This window comes from Saccharothrix mutabilis subsp. mutabilis, assembly GCF_039521145.1.
Taxonomy (GTDB): Bacteria; Actinomycetota; Actinomycetes; order Mycobacteriales; family Pseudonocardiaceae; genus Actinosynnema; species Actinosynnema mutabilis.
The window spans coordinates 19,386-39,505 of the sequence record NZ_BAAABU010000016.1 but is presented as its reverse complement, the minus strand read 5'-3'; the positions used below and the strand labels follow the sequence as shown (position 1 = coordinate 39,505).

The 20,120-nt window shown below is 72.9% G+C and carries 17 protein-coding genes; 10 read left to right on the top strand and 7 right to left on the bottom strand.

What is annotated here, in order from left to right:
• Positions 1-9 precede the first annotated feature (9 nt).
• The gene (locus ABD126_RS27340; protein ID WP_343936818.1) at positions 10-906 is read right to left on the bottom strand and encodes a hypothetical protein; all 897 of its coding nucleotides are present in this window, start codon (positions 904-906) and stop codon (positions 10-12) included.
• Positions 907-1,217: 311 nt separating this feature from the next.
• Between ABD126_RS27340 and ABD126_RS27335 the strand changes: the two genes are divergently transcribed.
• The gene (locus ABD126_RS27335) at positions 1,218-1,967 is read left to right on the top strand and encodes a hypothetical protein (protein ID WP_343936817.1); all 750 of its coding nucleotides are present in this window, start codon (positions 1,218-1,220) and stop codon (positions 1,965-1,967) included.
• Positions 1,968-2,147: 180 nt separating this feature from the next.
• Positions 2,148-2,675 (top strand): transposase, encoded by a 528-nt coding sequence (locus tag ABD126_RS27330; RefSeq protein WP_343936816.1) that lies wholly within the window; start codon positions 2,148-2,150, stop codon positions 2,673-2,675.
• 40 nt (positions 2,676-2,715) lie between these two features.
• On the opposite strand, the gene ABD126_RS27325 is transcribed toward ABD126_RS27330, so the two are convergent.
• Entirely contained in the window at positions 2,716-3,582 is an 867-nt protein-coding gene (locus ABD126_RS27325) for a hypothetical protein (RefSeq protein WP_343936815.1), read from the bottom strand.
• A gap of 395 nt (positions 3,583-3,977) precedes the next feature.
• Here ABD126_RS27325 and ABD126_RS27320 point away from each other — a divergent pair, with 395 nt between their 5' ends.
• Positions 3,978-5,429, top strand: coding sequence for a M28 family peptidase (locus tag ABD126_RS27320; RefSeq protein ID WP_343936814.1), 1,452 nt, complete (start codon positions 3,978-3,980; stop codon positions 5,427-5,429).
• A 34-nt stretch (positions 5,430-5,463) separates the two neighbouring features.
• On the opposite strand, the gene ABD126_RS27315 is transcribed toward ABD126_RS27320, so the two are convergent.
• Positions 5,464-6,219: a hypothetical protein gene (locus tag ABD126_RS27315; RefSeq protein ID WP_343936813.1), complete on the bottom strand. Its 756-nt coding sequence runs from the start codon at positions 6,217-6,219 to the stop codon at positions 5,464-5,466.
• Between the two features lie 155 nt (positions 6,220-6,374).
• Here ABD126_RS27315 and ABD126_RS27310 point away from each other — a divergent pair, with 155 nt between their 5' ends.
• From ABD126_RS27310 to ABD126_RS27300, 3 genes are all read left to right on the top strand, one after another.
• The gene (locus ABD126_RS27310; protein WP_343936812.1) at positions 6,375-7,529 is read left to right on the top strand and encodes a glycoside hydrolase family 6 protein; all 1,155 of its coding nucleotides are present in this window, start codon (positions 6,375-6,377) and stop codon (positions 7,527-7,529) included.
• 228 nt (positions 7,530-7,757) lie between these two features.
• On the top strand, positions 7,758-8,687 hold the full coding sequence (locus ABD126_RS27305) for an aminotransferase class IV (RefSeq protein WP_343936811.1): 930 nt from the start codon (positions 7,758-7,760) through the stop codon (positions 8,685-8,687).
• Positions 8,688-9,041: 354 nt separating this feature from the next.
• Positions 9,042-10,133 (top strand): acyltransferase family protein, encoded by a 1,092-nt coding sequence (locus tag ABD126_RS27300; RefSeq protein WP_343936810.1) that lies wholly within the window; start codon positions 9,042-9,044, stop codon positions 10,131-10,133.
• Here the strand turns inward: ABD126_RS27300 and ABD126_RS27295 are convergent.
• The 3 genes from ABD126_RS27295 to ABD126_RS27285 form a co-directional block, all read right to left on the bottom strand.
• Positions 10,130-12,619, bottom strand: coding sequence for a glycoside hydrolase family 95 protein (locus ABD126_RS27295; RefSeq protein WP_343936809.1), 2,490 nt, complete (start codon positions 12,617-12,619; stop codon positions 10,130-10,132). The genes ABD126_RS27300 and ABD126_RS27295 overlap by 4 nt on opposite strands.
• A gap of 141 nt (positions 12,620-12,760) precedes the next feature.
• Complete coding sequence (locus ABD126_RS27290; protein WP_343936808.1) at positions 12,761-14,257, bottom strand: amidase family protein; 1,497 nt, start codon at positions 14,255-14,257, stop codon at positions 12,761-12,763.
• Positions 14,258-14,261: 4 nt separating this feature from the next.
• Entirely contained in the window at positions 14,262-15,302 is a 1,041-nt protein-coding gene (locus ABD126_RS27285; RefSeq protein ID WP_343936807.1) for a cytochrome P450, read from the bottom strand.
• A 276-nt stretch (positions 15,303-15,578) separates the two neighbouring features.
• Here ABD126_RS27285 and ABD126_RS27280 point away from each other — a divergent pair, with 276 nt between their 5' ends.
• The 4 genes from ABD126_RS27280 (at position 15,579) to ABD126_RS27265 (ending at position 19,240) form a co-directional block, all read left to right on the top strand.
• Complete coding sequence (locus ABD126_RS27280; protein WP_343936806.1) at positions 15,579-15,752, top strand: hypothetical protein; 174 nt, start codon at positions 15,579-15,581, stop codon at positions 15,750-15,752.
• 111 nt (positions 15,753-15,863) lie between these two features.
• Entirely contained in the window at positions 15,864-16,796 is a 933-nt protein-coding gene (locus ABD126_RS27275; protein WP_343936805.1) for a SagB family peptide dehydrogenase, read from the top strand.
• A gap of 73 nt (positions 16,797-16,869) precedes the next feature.
• Entirely contained in the window at positions 16,870-17,907 is a 1,038-nt protein-coding gene (locus ABD126_RS27270) for a TOMM precursor leader peptide-binding protein (RefSeq protein WP_343936804.1), read from the top strand.
• Positions 17,908-17,926: 19 nt separating this feature from the next.
• On the top strand, positions 17,927-19,240 hold the full coding sequence (locus ABD126_RS27265) for a YcaO-like family protein (protein WP_343936803.1): 1,314 nt from the start codon (positions 17,927-17,929) through the stop codon (positions 19,238-19,240).
• Between the two features lie 4 nt (positions 19,241-19,244).
• Here the strand turns inward: ABD126_RS27265 and ABD126_RS27260 are convergent, their stop codons facing one another.
• Entirely contained in the window at positions 19,245-19,733 is a 489-nt protein-coding gene (locus tag ABD126_RS27260) for a SigE family RNA polymerase sigma factor (RefSeq protein ID WP_343936802.1), read from the bottom strand.
• Positions 19,734-20,120: the final 387 nt, after the last annotated feature.

The following is a 20,120-nucleotide window of genomic DNA, read 5'->3' as shown; positions in this document are numbered from 1 at the left end:
GCCGACCCGTCACGCGCTCTCGAACAGCGGGTCCAGGGCGGCGGCGAGGACGGTCACCTCCTTGGCCGCCGCGGCGAACCCGGTCGAGGCCGGCTGCTCGGTCAGCACGGCCACCAGGAACCGGTCGTCCACGACCCCGGTGGTGTTCAACGCCCGCTGACCGCTGTAGCAGCACGCCCAGCCCTGCTTGACCGCCCACCGGTGCCCGTCGAGCCCGGCGGGGATGCCGAAGGTCTGGTCCACGCCGTCCGCGCCGCGGGGCGTCGCGTTCGCCAGCGCCGGCAGCACCACGTCGGCCTGCGGCGAGTCGAGCACGTGCCGGTAGACGGCGACGACGTCGCGGGCGGTCATCAGCGTGTCGCCCCACATGTTCGGGTCCGGGGGCGGCACGAGCCCGTCGAGCCCGATCCGCGCCGCCCAGGTCCGCGGGATCGCCTGCCGCCACAGCCGGTTGGCGATGCCGTCGTCGCTGGTGGACAGCATCTCGGCCACCACGTCCGGCGGCGCGGCGCCCCGCTCCAGCGCGTCGAGGGCGATCAACAGCTTGATCACCGAGGCCGCCGGGAACGCCTCCTCGGGCCGCTCGGCGAACACCTCCGCCCCCGCGTGCCGGTCGAACACCGCCACACCGCGCCGCACCCCCGGCGCCACGCCCGCCAGGTCGACCGTCGGCGGCGCCTGCGCCGGCGGTTCCACGACCGGCGGCTCGGTCGCCGCCACGGCCGTGGTCGTGGTGGTGGTCGGTTGCGTCGTCGTCGGTGTCGTCGTCGGTGTCGTCGTCACGACCGGCACCTCCGTCACGATCGCCACCGGGGCGGCAGGCCCCTCCCGCTGCTCCCCCGGCCCCGCCACCACGACCATCGCCATCACGGTCACCGCGCCGACCCCCATCGCCACCAATGCCACTCGAATACCCCTCACATCTACTGAAAAAGGCTTCGGGTCCTTCGACGTTGACCTGTCGGCGAGGCAACTTTTCCGCCGCCCACGGCGTCCGCGCGCGGTTCCTCAGGCCCCTGCGGGCCGGAAATCCGGTGGTGTGACGAGGACGGCGAGCCGGTGGTCGTCCACCGCCACGCGGAGATCCTCCAGTGACACCTCAGAAGGGGTGACGCCTCCGAAGGCCGCCGCCGTTGCCGCCGAACGGTGCATTGGGAGCGCTCCCAGAACTGCGTAGGGTTCGAGTCACGTCCACCGGCGCCCGAGGGAGATCCGCTGTGCGCAAGTTGCTGACGGCCTGCCTGGCCGCGTTGCTCGCCGTGCCCACCGCGGCGACGGCGGACGCGAAACCGGCCCCGTGCTCCCGTGCCGAACTGCTGTTCTGCGAGGACTTCGAACGCGTGGCCACGGGCGGCGCGACCAGCCTCAAGTGGGGCGTGGACACCAAAGACGGCACGCTGACCGTGGAACGGCACGGGCGCAACAAGGTCCTGCACGCCCACACGGTCGGCAACGGCCGCGCGTTCCTGCGCGTGGACCACTTCTCGGCCCCCGGCAACAGCTTCCACGGCCGCGCCCGCATCCGCGTGGCCGCCTTCCCCACCGAACCCGACTGGGCGCACTACACCCTCGTCGAGACCACCGGCGACGGCCCGGAGATCATCCGCCCGTTGGGCGGCCAGTACGTGCCCACGGTCGACAAGGCGCTGTGGGGCGTCGGCGCGGACGGCGGCCCGACCGGCGACTGGACGAACTGGCGCGAATCCGCCCCGTCGCGGGCGGGTGTGTGGCAATGCGTGGAATGGCACATGGACGCGACCGACAACCGCGTCACCGTGTCGATCGACGGCCGGCCGAAACCGGACCTGACGGTGTCCACGAAGGTCCACGGCGGCAACCCGGTCGACTTCCTGTTCCCCCGGTTCGACGCGGTCAAGTTCGGCTGGCAGCTCTACCAGCCCAACCCCGGCGCCTACGACGTGTGGCTGGACGACCTGGCCCTGTCCACCCGCCGCATCGGCTGCTGACCGTCCCGCATTCCGGGGACGCCACAATCGCGACTCGCGCTCGTATTCGCTGATCAAGGTATAAGTGCGGCAGAAATCCGCTTCACCGTTGACCGACCCGTGACGACCACTGGGCGACAAGCAGTCCCCATAGCGTGGAATCCGCCATCTCATGTCGGCGTGCGGCGCACAATCCCCGTCGTGTCGCAGGACCTCGTCGAAATGCTCGTGCCGTGTCGCGTGTGGCAGTTGATCCACCCGACGTTGCCCGAGTGGCCGAGACGGCGGCAGGGCGGCGGCACGGAGCCCAAGGACGACCGCGCTTCGTTGGCGGCTGTGGCTTTCGTGCTGGTCTCGGGGTGCTCCTGGCGGGAGGTGCCGCCCGTGTTCGGGATCTCGCGCGCCACCGCGCACCGCAGGTTCGTCCACTGGACGGAGGCGGGCGTCTGGGAAGCGCTGGACGGCATCGCGGTGCCCGAGGACGGCTGGGACGCGGAGTTCCGCTGGCTCGACACCGTCCGCCGCGCCGCCCGACGCCGCACCGCGCGACCGGAGGCGGGGGGACGCGCGGCAGTTCGGCTCGACGGGTCGGCACCGTCCGGCACGGCCACGCGAGACACCGCCGGTGATGATCGAATCCGCCCCGCCGGGATTCCCTTCCCGGCCGAGGGCAGGTCGACGGAGTTGAGGAGGATGCTCGTGGGCGGCGACAAGACCGACGACGACTGATCCACACGAGGCAACGCCCGGCGGCCGAGTCGGGCGTTGCCTACTTCAGGTCCAGTCGCACGCCGAAGCGGTGCCGACCGGGGACGTCGGTGGCGGTCAGGGTGACCTGCGTGCGGCCCGTGTCGTTGGCCTTGACGATCAGGTCGTACCCGCGGTCGCCTTCCGCGAAGCCGATGGGCTCGGCGTAGGCGTCCTCCCCTTCGGGCAGCACGATCACGTAGCGCACCGCGTCGGCGGGCCGGGCGAACCGCAGGAAGAAGTCGTCCGGCTGCCGTTTGCGGACCAGGGGTTCGCACATGCCGGGCCAGTCCAGGTCGATCACGAGCCGCAGCTCGTCGCCCGCCTTCACCGGGGAGGCCAGGTGCGCGATCACCTCCAGCCGGCCGTCGGCCAGCCACGTCTGCGTGGTGTCGCACCGGGGACCGGGGGTGGTCGCGCCGGACAGGGTGCGGACGCGGCAGGTCACCTTCGCGCGCTGCCGCTCGGGCTGGTTCCACGCCGGTCCGATCCGGAAGCGGACGAAGGGCGCGACGTCCGCCTCGACCCGCGCGCGGACGGCGACGGTCTCCGCCGCGCCGCCCCGGTCGTCGATCACGGTCACGTCGTCCCAGCTGAGGTAGTGCAGGGGCCCGCCGATGGCCTGTTGCACCAGCTCGCAGTACCGCGCGATCAGCCGCCGGTCCCGCAGCCGGTCGGCCTCGCCGCGCCGGCGGTGGGCCACCAGCGCGGCGAACGCGGCGAGCACCCCGATCCCCGCGACCACCACGGCCGCGGTCTTCGCGACCGGACCCCCGAACACGGCGCCGAGCACCGCGCCGACGGACAGCACGGTCAGCGACGCTTCGAGCAACCCCGCCAGGCCGGCTCGCAACACCTGCGCCTCGAACCACGCCACCACACCGCGCATGTGACGACCTCCCCACCCCCGCGCCATACCGCACGGCCTCGCCGTGCGGTATGCGGAAGCACGAATCGTGCAATAACGGGCAAGTCGCGTCCATGCGCCCGTTGCATGGTTATGCGAATCCGTTGAATTGCGGCCTGCTCAAGGCATTCCACGTCGGCGGGGAAGCATGGTGGTATGGGTTCCGCGATATGGGACCATTTCCGCGCGTGGTCCCGTGTGCTTCTCACGCAACCTTGAAGTGTGGCGGGGAAATCTGTCGGCGGGTACCTACCGGAAGCCCTATTCGCGCGGTGCGCGGGGGTGCGACGCTGCGGGGGTTCGACCGCACCCAGCCGGGCCGCCGCCCGCGTGGGGCCGGTGCGGTCGGCTTCCCCCTGCCTCACGAGGAGCATCGGATGAAGCACAGAACCCTGGGCGCGGCGGTCGCCCTCGCGGCCCTCGCCTGGACGGGGGTCCTCGCGCCGGCGGCCCAAGCCGAGCCGGGCGTGGCGACCCCCGCGGCGGCCGGGCCCGCTACGACAACCCTCGCGCCGCCGAACGTGGACGTGGCCGCCGTGCAGGCGCACCTCACCCAGTTCAACGGCTTCGCCACCGCCAACGGCGGCCACCGCCGCGCGGGCAGCGCCGGGTACACGCAGTCGCTCGCGTACGTGAAGGGCAAGCTGCAAGCCGCCGGGTACACGGTGACCGAGCAGCGCTGCACCTCCTGCACCTACGTGTCGAACAACCTGATCGCCGACTGGCCCGGCGGCGACGCCAACCAGACCGTCGTGTTCGGGGCGCACCTCGACGGCGTGTCCGCCGGTCCCGGGATCAACGACAACGGCTCCGGGTCCGCGGTCCTGCTGGAGAACGCGCTCCAACTCGCCGCCCGCAACCCGTCGATGACCAAGCACGTCCGGTTCGCGTGGTGGACCGACGAGGAGCAGGGCCTGAACGGTTCGCGCTTCTACGTCGGCCAGTTGACCTCCGCCCAGCGCACGGCCATCAAGGCGTACTACAACTTCGACATGGTCGGGTCGCGCAACGCGGGCTACTTCGTCAACAACATCTCCACCGCCGCCGCGGCCCCGCTGCGCGAGTACTGGACGTCGCTGGGCCTCGCGCCGGAGGAGAACGTCGAGGGCGCGGGCCGGTCCGACGACTACTCGTTCCAACAGGCGGGCATCCCCTCCTCCGGCTACGCCACGGGCGCGTCGGCCCGCAAGACCAGCGCCCAGGCGGCGAAGTGGGGCGGCACGGCCGGCGCGGCCTACGACCCGTGCTACCACGCCCGGTGCGACACGACGGGCAACATCAACCCGACCGCGCTGGACCGCGCGGCCGACGGCGTCGCCCACACGATCTGGAAGCAGGCCGTCAACGAGAGCCCCGCCAACGACTTCTCGCTGTCGTTGTCGCCGTCGTCCGGTTCGGTGGCGGCGGGCGGTTCCACCACGTTCACCGTGGCCACGTCCACCACGGCCGGCTCGCCGCAGACCGTCACCCTGTCGGCGACCGGCGCGCCCAGCGGCGTGGCGGTGACGTTCGACCCGGGCACCGTCCAGTCCGGTTCTTCCTCCACCGCAACGGTTTCCGTCCCGGCCTCGGCGGCGTCGGGCACGTACGCGGTCACCGTCACCGGGACCGGCACGACCGCCCGTTCGGCCACCTACACGCTGACCGTCACCGGCGGCGGGCCGGGCGGCTGCGACGGCGTCCCGGCGTGGAGCGCGTCGGCGTCCTACGCGCCCGACGACGTGGTGTCCCACAACAACCACAAGTGGAAGTCCACCTGGTACTCGTCGGGCGCGGAGCCCGGCGCGCCCGGCTCGTGGGCCGTCTGGCAGGACCAGGGCACCTGCTGACCCGCGCGGGGGTGGCGCACGACCGCCACCCCCGCTATTCCCCGACCCTGGCCCCACCAAGCCTTGTCGGCACGGCGGCGCGCGGGTCGGGCACGTGCACCCACGCCTGCTCGTCCACCTCCTTCAGCACCACCCGGACGGGGTCGAAGTCGGCCGCCCGCAACCCGCCGTAGCCCTGGCGCACGACCGCCCGGTGGACCGCGTCGGACACGACCACCACCAGGTCGGCGTCGGGCCGGTCGGCCAGCCTGCGGTACAGCTCCGGGCTGTCCACCAGCCGGCACGCCGTGACCAGGTCCGTGCCGGTCCAGCCGTGGCGGTCGCGGTCGAGGTCGCCCGCGTGCACCGCCATCCGCAGCCGCACCCCCTCCGGCCGGGCCGCCAGCCCCGCCACCAGTCGCGGCACCAGCGGGTCGAGCAGGACCGCCTTGGACACCGACGGCGGCACCACCAGGATCAACCCGTCCCCGCGGTCGGCCACCGCCAACCGCCACCACCGCACCCCCGCCGCGCGGAACGCCCCGCGCACCACGCCGCGCAGGGCCTCCCGCACCCGGAGCTGGGCACGGTTGTCCAGCCGACCGAAACCGGCCACGTCGAACACCACGATCGAGCGGTACATCGGGTACACGGCTCCCACCTCCCACCACCACGTGGGCCGGCCGACCGGGATCTCCCCGTCCGCCGCCGAACCCGGGGCAGCACCGGCGACACCGACGACCACCACCCCGTCCACCGCGCGTGCCAACCCGTCCACGTCGTCGGCGGCGGGCAGCGCCTCCCCGCACACGCTCAGCGCGTCCCGAGGTACGCCGCCGACGACCCGTCGCCCATACCGGTGATTCTGCAACCCACCGGCGAAGGCTTGTGATCTACCGCACGACCATCCATGCTAGGCCGACTCTTGGGAGCGCTCCCAGACACGACGAGGAGGAGCAGAGGACCGTGGACAAGCGAGGGACGAGACGCCGGACCGCCCTGGCCGGGCTGGCCGCCGCCGCGCTGGTCGCAGGCGCGTTCGCCACGACGGCGACCGCGGGGACCGGCGAGGGCGACGGCCCGCCGCACCTGCCCCGGGGCACCGGGTTCTACGTGGACCCGGATTCCGGCGCGGCCCGGCAGGCCGCGATCTGGCGGCAGGAGGGCCGCACCGCCGACGCCGACCTGATGGACGCGATGGCGTCCCACGGCCAGGCGATCTGGTTCACCACGGCCGGCGCGGACCAGGTGCGCGAGGGCGTGCGCCGGGTCGTGCGGGCGGCCAAGGCCCAGGACCGGGTGCCGGTGCTGGTGGCGTACTTCGTGCCGTACCGGGACTGCTCGCAGTGGTCGGCGGGCGGCGCGCGCAGCGAGCAGGAGTACAAGGAGTGGATCGACGCCTTCGCGCAGGGCATCGGTGACGAGAAGGCCGTGGTCGTGGTGGAGCCGGACGGCCTGGCGCTGCTGACCAGCGAACCGTGGTGCACCATCGGCCCGGACGAGGAGCTGGTGCCGCAGCGGTACCGCGAGATCAACCACGCCGTGGACGCCCTCAAGCGCGGCAAGCACACCCGGGTCTACCTGGACGCGGGCCACTCGGCGTGGCAGGCGCTCAACGACTACGACGCCGGGTACGGCGAGCCCAGGCAGCAGTCCGGCATCGTCAACCGCCTGCTGCGCGGCGGCGTGACCCGAGCCGACGGCTTCGCCCTGAACACGTCGAACTACCGGACCACCGAGGACCTGGTCCGTTACGGGACACGGGTTTCCAAGTGCATCCACCTGCGCACGCAGGGCGCGACGAGCTGCCCGTCGGACGCGGAACTGGACGCGATGCCCGTGCACAAGCCCGGCATGACCCACTTCGTCCTCGACACCAGCCGCAACGGCCGGGGCCACTACACCCCGGGCCCGGGCGAGACCGACTGGTGCAACCCGCCGGGCCGCGGCCTGGGCGAACGCCCGACCGCGAACACCGGCATCCCGCTGGTGGACGCGTTCCTGTGGGTCAAGCGCCCGGGCGAGTCGGACGGCGAGTGCCAGGGCGGCCCGCCCGCCGGCCGGTGGTGGCCCGAACAGGCCCTGGAACTGGCGAAGCTCGCCTCTCCCCCGCTGCGGTAGTCGTACGGGCGCGGGAAGGCCTCCCTGGTGCGGTGAGCCCAGCTCGCGCGCACCCGGGAGGCCTTCCCACGCCAAGGCGGCTTCACTTGCACGTGCCCAAGCTGCCGGGCGGCACGGACTCGACGACGGCCGACTGACCGCTCGCGCGGTGATCGAGTTCCGGTCGCGGGTGGTGTGCCGCCCGCCCCCGCCGCGTCACAGTGGTCCGGACTTCGCGGAGGGTGGCGCATGGACGAGGTGGCTCAGGGGGTCGCGTTCGTCGACGGGCGGTTCCGCCCGGTCGGGGAGGCGAGGATCTCCGTGCTGGACATGGCCCTGACCAAGGGCGACAGCACGTACGACGTCGTGCACGTGTGGAAGGGCCGGTTCTACCGGCTCGACAGCCACCTGGACCGGTTCCAGGCGAGCATGAACGCCCTGCGGCTGGACCCCGGCCTCACCCGGCGGCAGATCGAGGACGTGCTGCACGAGTGCGTGAGCCGCGCCGGCCTGCGCGACGCGTACGTGTCGATGACCTGCACGCGCGGTCGCACGACGGTGCCGGGCAGCCGGGACATCCGGAACGCGCGCAACGGGTTCTACGCCTTCGCGGTCCCGTTCGTGTGGATCACCACCCCGGAGCAGCAGGAGCACGGGGCGTCGCTGTGGATCAGCTCCCGCCCGCGCATCGCCCCCGAGAGCGTCGACCCGGCGGTCAAGAACTACCACTGGCTGGACATCCAGATGGCGCAGTTCGAGGCCTACGACCACGACGCGCAACTCGTCGTGCTGCGCGACCAGTCCGGCGGCATCACCGAAGGCGCGGGCTACAACATCTTCGCCTTCGTGGACGACCGGTGGGTCACGCCGAAGAACGGGGTGCTGGGAGGCATCACCAGGCAGTCGGTCATCGAACTGCTCGCCGAGGACGGCGTCGCCCTGGACGAGGGACACCTGAGCGCGGACGCCGTGCTGCGCGCGACGGAAGTCGTCGTCACCTCGACCGCCGGCGGCGTCATGCCCGTCACGGAGGTCAACGGCCGGCCGGTGGGCTCGGGCCGCCCCGGCCCCCACACCCGACGCCTCCGCGACCGCTACTGGGCCCGCCACGGGGACGACCGGTGGTCGACCCCGGTCCGCCCAAGCCGCCCAATGCAATTGCCAGAAGTATTCGATTAGCCCTGGTCGTCACACGCGGTAAACGCTCGGAACGCGTGTGTCACCAAAGGCTGTTACCGTCTCAAAAGGTGTGTCCACAACTGGTCAAGGCCGACCGACTCCGAATGGCCGCAGATGGATATCGGCGTGGCCGAACTCCCGCAAAAATTGCGCCCAACCGTGCTGATCAGGCGCATGACCTGCTCTGTTCGGGTGCTGTGCGGACGGGCGGTCGTGCGCTGATACTGGGCGAATCGACGGCGCTCTTGGGGGAAGGCCGTCGCCCGTCAGCACTATTCAGGGGGTACATCCGTGGCGCATGGAACTGTCGATCCTCGATTGAGCACACCGCCGGCACAAAATGTGCCGACCCGCTTGCCGTCACTGACCGGCGCGCGTTTCGTCGCCGCCGGTCTCGTTTTCTTCTTCCACGCGACCCTGCTGTTCCCCTTCGCCTCGCCCGACGCGCAGGAGAACGCCGACACGCTGTTCCTGCAAGGCGGCTTCACCGGGGTGACGTTCTTCTTCATGCTCAGCGGCTTCGTGCTCACCTGGTCGGTGCGGCCGGGCGACACCGCGCCGGCGTTCTGGCGCCGGCGGTTCTTCAAGGTCTACCCCAACCACCTGCTCACGTTCGTGGCCGCGCTCGTCGTCCTGGGCCTGGTCACCGGGGCGACGCTCGACGCGTGGGACGGCGTGCTGAACGTCCTGCTGCTGCAGAGCTGGCACCCCGACCTGGCCGTCCGCACCGGCTTCAACGTGGTCGCCTGGTCGCTGTCCTGCGAGGCGCTGTTCTACTTCGCCTTCCCGTTCCTGATCAAGCTGGTCGACCGGGTCCGGCCGGAGCGGCTGTGGCTCTGGACGACCCTCTCGGCGGCCTCCGTGGTCTCGCTGCCGAGCTTCGCCGCGCTGCTGCCCGAGGGGCAGCCGTTCCCGTTCGGCTACAGCGACCGGGAGCTGTGGTTCGTCTTCCACCTGCCGCCCACGCAGCTGCTCACGTTCGTCTTCGGCATGTTCCTGGCCAGGATCGTGCTGACCGGCCGGCCGCTGCCGCTCAAGCTCGGCGGGGCGGTCGGGTTGGCCGTCGGCGCGTACTTCGTCGCCCCGCTGTTCGAGCCGCTCTACCGGTTCAGCGCGGTCATGCTGGTCCCGCTCGGCCTGCTCGTGGCCGCCGCCGCGGTCGCCGACGTGGACCGGCAGCCGACGTTCCTCGGCAGCAAGGCCATGGTGTGGCTGGGTGACGTCTCGTTCGCCTTCTACATGTGGCACTACCTGGTGCTGGTCCTGGGTCAGCAATGGCTCGGCACGGGCCAGGACTGGAGCACCACGACCACGGTCGTCGTGATGCTCCTGCTGTTCGCGGTCACCCTGGTCCTGGCCTGGGCGACCTTCACCGTCGTGGAACGGCCGATGATGAAGCGGTTCGCCACCTCGCGCCGCAAGCGCGAGCCGGTCCTGGCCGCCTAGCGGGACGGCGGGGCCGGTGGGGACACCGGCCCCGGGTGGCACGTGCTCGACCGGCCGGCCGCCGCGCGCGACGCCGGGCCGGCCGGCCGCACCGTGCCGGTGGCGCGGTAGGTGCGGCCGGCGGTGGCGGCGAAGGTGACCCGGTCGCCGACCCGGGTGCCCGCGACCGGCTGCCCGGTGGCGGTGTCGATCAACGCGTACCGGCCGGCGAAGATGCCGCTGCGCACGGTCAGGTTGCCCGAGCCGGCCGGCGTGACGGTGAAGTCGACGCCGCCGGCCGCCGTCCACGACGCGTCCACGGTGACGTCGCCCCGGGCCTTGAGACCGGTCACCGAGCCGCCGGCCCAGGCGCCGGGCTTCGCGGGCAGGACGTGGACGTCGCCGTTCTGGCTCTGCACCAGCATTTCCGTCATGCCGGCGGTCGCGCCGAAGTTGCCGTCGATCTGGAACGGCGGGTGCGTGTCGAACAGGTTCGCCAACGTGGACGACTTGAGCTGTTCGGCGAGCACCCTGTGGGCGTGGTCGCCGTCGAGCAGCCGCGCCCAGAAATTGATCTTCCACGCCTTGCTCCAGCCGGTGCCGCCGTCGCCCCGGTCGAGCAGCGTGGCCTTCGCGGCCTCGCCGAACGCCGTGCCGGCCGCGATCTGGCGCCCGGGGTGCAGCGCGTAGAGGTGGGACACGTGCCGGTGCCGCGGTTCACCGGTGATGCCGTCGCTCTTCCACTCCCGCAACCGCCCGCCGCCGTCCACCCGCAGACCGGGGTCCATCGCGTCGAGCCCGGCCCGCACCCGGGACCGGAAGTCGGAGTCGACGCCGAGCGCGTTCGCGGCGGCGATGGTGTCGGTGAACAGTCCCCACACGATCTGCTGCGCCATCGCGCCGCCGGCGGTGAACGGGCCGTGCTCGGGCGAGTAGCTCGGTGTCACGACCGGCCTGCCGTCGCGCGGGTCGGCGCGCAGGTTCGCCAGCCAGAACTCGCTGGCCCCCTTGAGCAGCGCGTACGCCCGGTTGAGCAGGGCCGGGTCCCGGGTGAAGGTGGCGAGGTCGTAGACCTGGGAGGCCAGCCAGCCGTTGGCCTCGGGGAACCAGAACGCGGTGGCCCAGTCGTGCACGCCGGTGAAGCCGAACGGGTTGGTCTCGTTGTGCACGACCCACCCGGCGGTGCCGAACATGCCGGCCGCGGTGACCTGACCGGGCGCCTTGAGCGCCTCCACGAACCGGACGAACGGCTCCACCGTCTCGCCGAGGTTGGCCTGCGCGGCGAGCCAGTAGTTCATCTGGAGGTTGATGTTCGTGTGGTAGTCCGCCGACCAGGGCGGTGAGGTGGAGTTGTTCCACACGCCCTGGAGGTTCGCCGGCAGCGACCCGGTCCGCGACGACGCGATGAGCAGGTAGCGGCCGTACTGGTAGAACAACGCCTCCAACGCCCGGTCGTCCGGCGAGGAGCCCCCGGTGTAGGCGGCGCGCAGGTCGTCGGTGGGCTTGTCCGGCATCACCTGGCCGATGTCCAGCCGCACCCGGTCGAACAGCGCCCTGTGGTCGGCGGTGTGGTTGGCGCGCAGGGTCGCGAAGGACTTGGCCGCCGCACTGTCCACTCTGGACTTGACCCGCGCACTCGGGTCGCTGCCGCGACAAGTCGGGTAGGTGTCGGCGTAATCGGTGCCGGCGCTCAGCACGAACATCGCGCTGTTCGCTCCGGACACCGTGATCGACGACCCGTCGCCGGTCACGGTTCCGCCGTCGGTGACGACCTGGACCTGGGCCTCGAACACCATGCCGTTGTCGGCCAACGCGCCCCGGATGGTCAGCCGCCCGCCGGACGCGGTCGTGGTGGAGTCGCCGCGCGGGGAGGTGTGGCGGAGGGTGAACGACACCCGGCCCGGCCGGTTCGCGGCCAGCCGGCCCACCACCACGCCGTCCGGGTGGCTGGCGAAGTACTCGCGGCTGTGCGCCACGCCGTTGACGGTGTAGCTCACCTTCGCGGTGGCGTCACCGATGTCCAGCTCGCGCCGGTACCCGGAGTGGGCGGCGCCGTGCCCGGCCATGTCCAGGCGCAGGTCGCCGAACGTCTGGTACGCGCCGAAGCCGGTCTTGGGCTGACCGAGCCGGCCCGCCACCCAGGACGGGTCGGCCGAGCCGTTCCGGTCGATGGCGTCGACCACCTCGTCCAGCGCGCCGGGCCGGGGCGAGGTCCAGTTGCCGGAGTCGTAGCCGCCGGCCGCGCCGGGACCGCCGGTCCACAGCGACTTCTCGTTGAACTGCACCTGCTCGGAGGTGACGCCGCCGAACACCATCGCGCCCAGCGCGCCGTTGCCGATCGGCAGCGCCCGGCTCTCCCAGTCGGTGGCGGGCTCGTCGTACCACAGGGTGTTGCCGTCGGCGGCCCGCTGGGCGTGCGCGCGCGGCGGGCGGTCGGACAGCGCCGCGAGGCCGGTCGACACCAGGGCCGGCGCCACGACTGCCGACTTCGCCAGCGGTCCACGCATGGGCATCCTCCGTTGGCTCGGGTGATCGGATTTCAGGCTCGGCCTCGGGCAGCATAGATCCGATGTATGCGGGGCGGGTAGCCCTCAACGGCGCGTTGGCAACGAACCGCCAGGGCGGAAACGTCGGATGCGTGGGCGATGTCAGCCCGGCAGGTAGCGCGGGGGCCGCCGGGCCGCCGCCGCCTGCTCGAACGCCGCCGCCAGCCGCAGCACCCGCACGTCCTCGCCGTGGCCGCCCAGGAAGGACAGGCCCACCGGGAGGTCGCCGACGAAGCCCGCGGGCACGGTGGCGTTCGGGTAACCCGACACCGCCGCCGGCGCGGACGACCTCGCCCTGGTGACCCGTGCCGCCCGGTCCGTCCTCGGCGCCGGCGTGTTGGTCGGCGACACGATCACGTCGAGGTCGTGCGCGGTCATCACCTCGTCGATCGACCGCTTCGCCAGCGCCGTCGCCGTCCGCCGCCGCTCGACGTACCCGGGGTCGGTGATCGGCGGCGCGTCCCGGGCCAGCAGGAAGACCTCCTGGCCGAACCGGCTCAGCTCGACGGGATCGCGCTCGTTGAACGCGATCAGCTCCGCCAGGGTGCGCGGCGCGCCGGGCCGCGTCGCCAGGTAGCGCTCCACGTCGTGCCGGAACTCGGAGAGCAGCGCCGGCCACTCCGCCGCCCGGATCTCCTCCTGGTGCGCCAACTCCACGTCCACCACGGTCGCGCCGGCCCGCCGCAGCACCTCCACCGCGGACGCCACGACCCGGCCGACCTCCGGGCTGTGCCCGGCCCACCGCCACACGCCGACCCGCGCGCCGCGCAACGCACCGGGCGTCAGCTCGTAGGGCGCCCGCCGGCGGTCCAGCACCGACATCAGGACCGCCGCGTCCACCACGTGCCGCGCCATCGGCCCGGCCGTGTCCTGGCGCGAGGAGATCGGCACGATCCCGTCCGCGCTCACCACGCCGAGGGTCGGCTTGAGCCCCACGATCCCGTTCACGCCCGCCGGGCACACGATCGAGCCGTCCGTCTCGGTGCCCACGGCCACCTGCGCCAGCGACGCCGCCACCGCCGCGCCCGACCCCGACGACGACCCGCACGGACTCCGGTCCAGCACGTGGGGGTTGTGCGTCTGGCCGCCGACCGCCGACCAGCCCGAGATCGACCGCGTGGAGCGGAAGTTCGACCACTCCGACAGGTTCGTCTTGCCCAGCACGACCGCGCCCGCCGCGCGCAGCCGGGTCACCAGCTCGGCGTCGTCCCGCGGCGGCACGCGCAGCGCCCGCGAGCCGGCCGTCGTCGCCAGGCCGCGCGTGTCGATGTTGTCCTTGAGCAGCAACGGGATTCCGTCCAGCGGACCGCGCGCCCGGCCGTCCCGGCGCCGCCGGTCGCTCTCCGCCGCCTGGCGCAGCGCGGTCGGGTCGACGGCCAGGACCGAGCGGACCGCGCGGTCGACGGTGTCGATGCGGCGCAGGTAGGCGCGGGTCAGGTCCACGGAGGTCAGCCGGCCCGCGTCGAGTTCGCGGACCAGGTGAGGGATCGTCGCCGAGTCCAATTCGAGCCGCGCCGCGCCGGCGGGTGCGGACGGCACGAGCAGCACGGCCACCAGCGCGGCGACCCCGGCCCGACGCGCGGTGCTGCCCCACGACATCCCGCTACCACCGCACCGGCAGCGTGAACAGCTCCCGGAACTGCAACCCCTCCCGGTGGCGCACCTCGGAGCGGGGCACCGCGAGGCGCAGCCCCGGCAGGCGGCGGGCCAGGACCGCCAACGCGACCCGCAGCTCGACGCGGGCGAGGTGGACGCCGACGCAGTAGTGCCGCCCCGGCCCGAACGTCACGTGCGGGCAGCTCTCGCGGGTGATGTCGAGCCGGTCGGGGTCGGGGAACACGGCGGGGTCCCGGTTGGCCTGGCGGGGGCACACGAAGACCAGGTCGCCCGCGCTGATCGGCAGGCCCGCCAGGTCCACGTCCTCCACCGCCATCCTCGGGTGCAGCGCGTGGGCCTCCGGCGGGGTGAACCGCAGCAGCTCCTCCACCGCGCGGTCGACCAGGGCCGGCTCCGCCACCAGCCGCCGCCACTGGTCGGGGTGGGCCAGCAGCTCCAGCACCCCGTTGGACAGCTGCACCGACGTGGACACGTGCCCGGAGACCAGCATGAACGCGGTCATGCGCACGGCCTCGCCCGGGTCGTCGTGGGCCGCCATCAACTCCGCGACCGCGCTGTCCCCGCCCCACGCGGCCGGGTCCCGCAACAGGCCGTGCACGAACTCCGCGTAGCGCGCGGCGGCCTCGCCCGCGCCCGCCGCCTGCTCGGCGGTCAGCGCCAGCACCGGCCTGCTCAGCTCCCGCACCAGGGCGTGGTCGACCGGCGGCAGGCCGAGCGCGGCGGTGATCCCGGCCGAGGTGAACGGCGCGACGAAGGTCTCCAGCAGGTCCGCGGGCGGGTCGCCGAGCCCGTCCAGCAGGTCCTCCGCGGTGCGTTCGAGCAGGCCGCGCAGCCGCTCCGCGTGGGCCGGGGTGAACAGCTTGAGCGACGGCTTGCGCATCCGGGTGTGCTCGGGCGGGTCCATGCCCAGGATCGAGCGGGGGTTCAACGGGACGTCGCGACCGCGGTTGACCCACGGGTCGGCGGCGGCGGCCGAGCTGAACCTCAGATCGGCCAGCACGGCGCGGGCCGCCGCGTGGTCACCCACCCACCAACCACTTCGCCCGTTCCCCAACGCGGTTCGCTCGACCCGGTCCGCGGACGTGTGCGCCGTGGACATCGCCACCACCTTTCGGGTTCACCTCCACGAGTTCCCCGTTACCCTTCCGGGAAATTCCGGGAACACGCTCGGTGAGCAGTTTGCCATTCATTCTTCAGAGTGACCGCCCGATTCCCGATTGTGCCTTCCGAGAATAGCATAGTACGGTCGATCCACTGCCCGAGAAATAAGCGGGCGGTGAACCCAGTGGCAAAGGTGAAACCGATGTCGATCACAGTGAAGAGCACGAACGACGACCGCAGCGTGTCGCGCGTGGCGCACACCGGGCAGCCGATGACGGCGGTCGCCGGCAGCAGCACGAACAGCACCAACAGCACCAACTGCACGAACAGCACCAACTGCTCCGTCCGGCCCGGCCCGAAGGGCGCGAAGAAGTAGCACGTGAGCAGGGCGCACCGAGCGTCGACGGGCACGCCGTCCGGGAGCCGTCCACGTGCCGCTGGACGGCGTGCCGTCCCCGATCCGCGACGGCGACCGAACGGAGCCGAGATGGCAGACGCCCCGCACCCCGACCCGGCGCTCGTCTTCCGGACCGTCCGGGCGAATTCGCACCGGCCGACCACCCCGTGGTTCGGCTCGACCGCATTCCGGCCGCCGGTGGCCCGGCACGGCCACCTCGATTTCGGCGCGCCGCCGGCGGCGGCCGAGGAATTCCTCCTCGCGTCGCGCCTGCACCCGCACGACCGCGAAGTGGCGCATTCCGTGCGCGAGTACCTGGACGAATCATTCCTGCCCGTGGTGGCGGCGATCGACACCGAGGCGGCGCCGGCGGCGGTCGACACCGAGGCGGCGCCGGCGGCCGTCGAACTGCCCGCGTCGGTGGAGCCGACCGCGCGGCTTTGCGACCTGATCGCCACCCGGCGCAGCGCACGGGCGTTCGGCGGCGGTCCCGTCGGGTTGCCGGAGCTGGCGACGCTGGTCCGCGCGTGCGCCGGCGTGACCCGCGAGCCCGGCGACGGCGTGCTGCCCGGCCGGGCGGTGGCCAGCGGCGGCGCGCTGTACCCCGTGGAGCTGTGGGTGCTCGCCCTGGACGTGCCGGGCCTGGACCGCGGCGCCTACCGCTACGCGCCGGTCCGGGACGTGCTCGCCCGCGAGGGCGACGCCGGGGTGGTCGCGCGGTTCCTGCGGGAGGCGTTGCTGGACCTCGGCGAGGACTCGCCGGTGGCCCGGTGCGCCGCGATCGGCGTCCTGGTGGCGCGGCCGTGGCGGTCGATGCGCAAGTACGGGCCCCGCGGGATGCGGCTGACCCTGCACGAGGTCGGCGCGATGTCCCAGCAGTTCCACCTGACCGCCGGCGCGCTCGGCCTGGCCAGCACCGACTGGTCGAGCTTCTACGACGTCCCGGCCAACCGGGCGCTGGGCCTGGACGGGCTGCGCCACCTCGTGCTGCACACGGTCCTGCTCGGCCGGCCCGCGACCTGAACCGGCCCGCGACCTGAGTCGGCCCGCGACCTGAACCGGCCCCGACCGGCCCGCGAACTGGAACGGAGTGAAGATGCGGCCCCAGACGGCACCTCGGATCAAGCGGTCGTTCACCGTCGTGGCCCACGGCCCCGACGAGGTCGAACTGCGCACCGGCGTGTGGAACACCACCTCGCACCTGATCAGCGACGACTCCGGCGCGGGCCGGCTGCTCACGATGGTGCGGGCGCTGGACGGCACCGCCACCGAGACCGACCTGGCCGCCCGCTGCGGCGCGACCGCCGAGGAGGTCACGGCGCTGGTCGACCGGCTGCGCGAGCTGGGCGCGGTCGAGGACGGCCCGCAGTCGGCGCTGGACCACTACCTCGACGCGCACGCGCACGTGCTGCGCGACCGCGACCCCGGCCCGCCGCCGAGCGTGCGGCTGCTCGGCGACCCGGACGTGGTCGGCCCGCTGGCGCAGCAGTTGACCGCGAGCGACCCGAAGCTCGCCGTGCTCGACGCCACCGACGAGACCGCGCAGCACCTGCTCGACGACCCCGACACCTCCTGGGTCGACGACCCGCTGCGGCGGGCTGAGCGGCTGGCCCCGCTGGCGCACTGGCGGGACTCGGTGCTGGTGTGGGCGGGGTCGCGGGTGGACCCGGTGCGGTGCGCGGTGCTGAACAAGATGAGCCTGCACCTGGAGGCGCCGTGGGCGCACGGCGCGGTCGACGGCCCGTTCCTGCTCGTCGGGCCGGTGTTCCTGCCGGGCCGGACGGCGTGCTACGCGTGCTTCGAGACGCGGGTGCTGATGAACCTGACCGGCGCCGACTCGTACCTGCGCTACAAGGAGGCGCTCGCGACGGCGGCGGTGTCCGGCGGGCGGATGCCGATGCTGCCCGCGTTGACCACGCTGCTCACGTCCTACCTCGCGCTGGACGTGCTGAACCTCGCGCACACCGGCGCGGCCTTCACCGCGGGCAAGGTGCTCGGGCTGTACCTGCCGACGTGGGAGACCACGGTCAACGAGGTGCTGCCGGTGCCGGGGTGCGCGGCGTGCGGCCCGGTCAGCCAGCGCGAGGACGCCGCGCTGTACTTCGACGTGAGGGCCTGGCTCGATGAGCACTGACTCGATGCGCACTGACTCGATGCGCACTGAACTGCGGAGCCACCGCGACCCGCGGGCGGCGACGGAAGCGTTGGCGCGGCGGGTGGTCAGCCCGCTGACCGGTCTGGTGCCCAGCATCGGCTTCTACGCCCGCGTGCGGCGCGGCACGCGGGTGGTGCTGACGACGTGCGACCTGGCGGGCGTGCACCACCTGGTCGGCGGACCGGCGGCGCGACCGGGCGCCCACCACATCGGCGCGGCGAGCCTCACCGTGACCGACGCGGTGATCCGCAGCCTGGCCGAGTCGATCGAGCGGTACGCGCACTACGCGTTCCCGGCCCACCACCGGTTCGCGGTCGCGCCCAGCGCCGACCCGCCGGGTCCGGCGGTGCCCCCGGGAGCGCTGTTCGACGACGACCAGCACGCCGACCCGGGGTTCCCGTTCGACCGGCCCGACCCGGCCGCGCCGCTGGGCTGGTGGCGGATGACCGCGCTGACCGGCGGGCCGGACCTGTTCGTGCCCGCGCAGTCCACCCTGGTCGGCTACCGGCCGGGCGAGGCCGAACCGTGGCTGCACCCGGCGGTGTCCACCGGCACGGCGGCGCACACCGATCCCGGCGCGGCGCTGCTCAACGCCGTCCGGGAACTGGTCCAGCTCGACGCGACGATGGGCCACTGGCACACCGCGACGCGCAGCGTGCGCATCGGGTTCGACCAGCGGACCCGCGCGCTGGCCGACCTGGTCGACCGGTACTGGGACGGCCGGGCCCCGCGCCCGGAGTTCCACCTGCTGCCCAGCCCGGACCTGCCCGGGTTCACGGTGGCGTGCCTGCTGCGGGCGGCGGCGGTGGGCGGCCCGGCGGTGAGCGTGGGCCTGGGCGCGAGCGCCGGGCTCACCACCGCCATGTTCAAGGCGCTGGTCGAGGGCACCGCGCTGGTGTCGTTGTTCAGCACCAGTCCGGTCCCGCCGGGCGAGGAGGCCGACGAGGAGCCGGAGCGGTTCCTGGACCTGAACGGCAACGTCACGCACTACTCCGAGCCCGCCAACGCCCGCGTGGTGGAGGACCGGTTCGCCGACTGCGACACCGCCTCGGCGGCCGACCTGCCGCCCGACGTCACGACCGACACGCGCGACGCCGTGCACCGGTACCTGGAGGCGTTCCGCGCGACCGGCAAACGCCTGCTGCACGGCGACCTGACCACCCCGGACGTCCGCCGCCTGGGCTTCCACGTGCACCGGGTCTGGTCGCCGGACCTGCTCCCGCTCAGCCTGCCCGGCGCACCGGCGCGGCTGCACCGGCGCTACCTCGACTACGGCGGCTACCGCCCCTCCCCCATCCACCCCTACCCGTAGGTCCTCACGCGGCGGCCCGGTCGGAGGTCAGGATCTCGCGCAACGCGGCAAGCCCTTTGGCCGCTTGGCTCTTGACCGTGCCCTCGGCGCACCCCAACCGCTCGGACGTCTCCGCCACGCTCAGGTCCGCGCAGTAGCGCAACACCACCGCCGCGCGCTGACCGGGCGGCAACCGCACCAGCGCGGCCCGCACGTCCAGCACGTCCTCGACCGCCGCCGGCGACACGCTCACCGGCGGCAGCTCCGCGACCACGGTCTCGCGCTTGCGGAAGGACCGCCGGGTCTCGTCCATCGTCGTGCGCAGCACCACTTTGCGGGCGTAGGCGTCCACGTTCACCTCGCGGCCCAGGCGCGGCCAGGCCGCGTAGAGCTTCGCCAGCGTGGTTTGCGTGAGGTCGTCCGCGAGGTGCCCGTCACCGCACAGCCGGTAGGCGAAGCGGCGGATCATCGCGGCACTGGCCGCCGCGTAGCGCTGGAACTCGTCCTCGGTCACACCTGCTTTCCGTCGCAGGGCCGCTTCGCGTCCCCGTGACCTCGGTCACAAGCCGCGTGGACCATCGCGCACCCCGACCGCTCCGCTTGTTCCCGCCCAAGCCACTCTGTCGGCTCTGCTGCTGGTAGCCACGGCACCGGCAGCACAAGCCGCACCCCCGCCCCGCCCGGTCGTCGAGCTGCTCAACCGAATAAGCGGAACGGCGACGACCAGCGGGATGCACAACAAGGAACCCAACTCCGACCCCGCCCGCCACACCGCCAAGGTGCACGCGATCACCGGTCAGTACCCCGGTCTGTGGGCGGCGACTTCCTGTTCGCCCAGGACGACGTCGACCACCGCCAGACGATGGTCGACCAGGCCAAGACCGAGTGGCGCAACGGTTCC